The following is a 1,712-nucleotide window of genomic DNA, read 5'->3' on the forward strand; positions in this document are numbered from 1 at the left end:
TACTCCTGAGCGGAAGGATTGCTGTCTTTCTGGTAAAAGCCTGCGGTAAGCCTGTTCAGATTATCATACACATAACCGTATCTTCTCAGATTGTCATTGGTAACTGTGGATGTTTTCCAATCGATCTCTGCGATATTTCCGTTGTACCTTGGTTTTACTTTTTGATTCGGGTAGTTGGTATTAGGGACTTCTAAACCTTCTACATTGTTGTATTTGATCTCGTATCCAAATAACTTCCCACCCAGATTTTTAGGATCATTGATCTTGGTCATCCAGCCTCGGATATTATAGGCATAATCTACATTCTGTAAAGGGCTTGAAAGGGTTCCTCCTACTTTTTTATTGGTCAGCTGCGATAGTTCATTGTAGGTATTCTGCACCAGAATTTCAACAGGCTGATTATCCACCTGATGTTTATGAACTAATAACCGGTTTTGATGATCGTATTCAAAGGTTTCTGTGATGGTTCTTTCGGTATCGGTGTTTAAACGTTTATGTCGGGTAATGGTTTGCCGGGGAACTCCCGCAAAATCCAGTTTGGATTCTGTTCTGGTATATCCTCCCAGATGATTGATGGAATGGGTTGCTATTGCTCTTCCTTTCTGGTCATAATACGTGTAGCTTTTTGTCCAGTTATCATCTTCGATGTTTTTTACGAAGCTCATGACAGGAAGTCCTTTGGTGCTTCTTCCGTCAGAAGTTGGAGTTTCAGTCAATACAGGTTCTCCCTGGATGCTTGAAGGGAAAGAGGGACTGAAACTATATGCAGGGTAACTGTCATAATAATTAACGGACAGTAATTTAACCCAGACAACATTGGGATAGGTTCCATTGGGATCATAATAAACATCCATGCCTTCTCTGTTAAAGAATGGGAAATTGGTTCTTTGAACGTTATTGGTAGGGAAATTATTCACCAATGTCTGTTCGGAAGATCTTGCTCCACCCTCGGATATTCCTGTAAAAGCAACCCTTCCAAACTGATCATATTTGGTATAGAGCCATTGTCCTTTTTTCTTTAATTCTGTATCCTGAGTGCCTACAAGTCTGTCCTGTTTGTCATACAGCATGTATTCCCAGCCTTTTCCAGGTAGTCTCTTCTCTACCAGCCTTCCTTTTCCATCGTAACGATACTGATAACACAAGGTATTAAGCAGCTCTTCGGTTGGTGTCTGATGAACGGCTTTGGGTGGGATCACAAAGGCTAACTGATCGTATTCATTGTATATATAATACGTGTCTACATGTTCTGTAGAGCTCAGGATCTTTTTTACTAATATTACCTGACCTTTACCATTCTTGAATTCTACGGTTTCATTTCCGTCTTCATCTTTTACAGAATTTTTATAGAGCTGGTTAGGGGCATAGATTCCAGGAGCAGATAAAACACTTTTGGTAGCACCGTCTACCCAGTTTGTTGTAATTGTATAACGGTAAACTTCATTGAATCCATTGGTATCATAACCCAGTTTTACAGGTTTGGTATCCCAGGCATTACCTACCTGTTTTTGTTCTAATATCCTGTCTAAAGGGGAATTTTCAAACTTCTTTTCGGAATAGATCTTTTCATTCCCATACGTGGTGGGGTAAACGCCCAACGGACCGGAATAATAGGCTCCGCCTCCTGTGGAAGATTGTGGTACGGGAAGGTAATCTTTTGCCTGTCTTCCAAATTGATCGTATTCGATATGGGTTACCACATCTTTTTGCAA

Annotated in this window: 1 protein-coding gene; it reads right to left on the bottom strand. The window is 40.5% G+C overall.

The genetic code is table 11. From position 1 onward, the window contains the following. Positions 1-1,712: DUF6443 domain-containing protein (locus tag F3J23_RS21495; RefSeq protein ID WP_228455402.1), on the bottom strand; the 1,712-nt coding region annotated here is incomplete at both ends.

Origin of the sequence: Chryseobacterium sp. Tr-659 (genome assembly GCF_011752975.1) — a bacterium.
GTDB lineage: Bacteria > Bacteroidota > Bacteroidia > Flavobacteriales > Weeksellaceae > Chryseobacterium.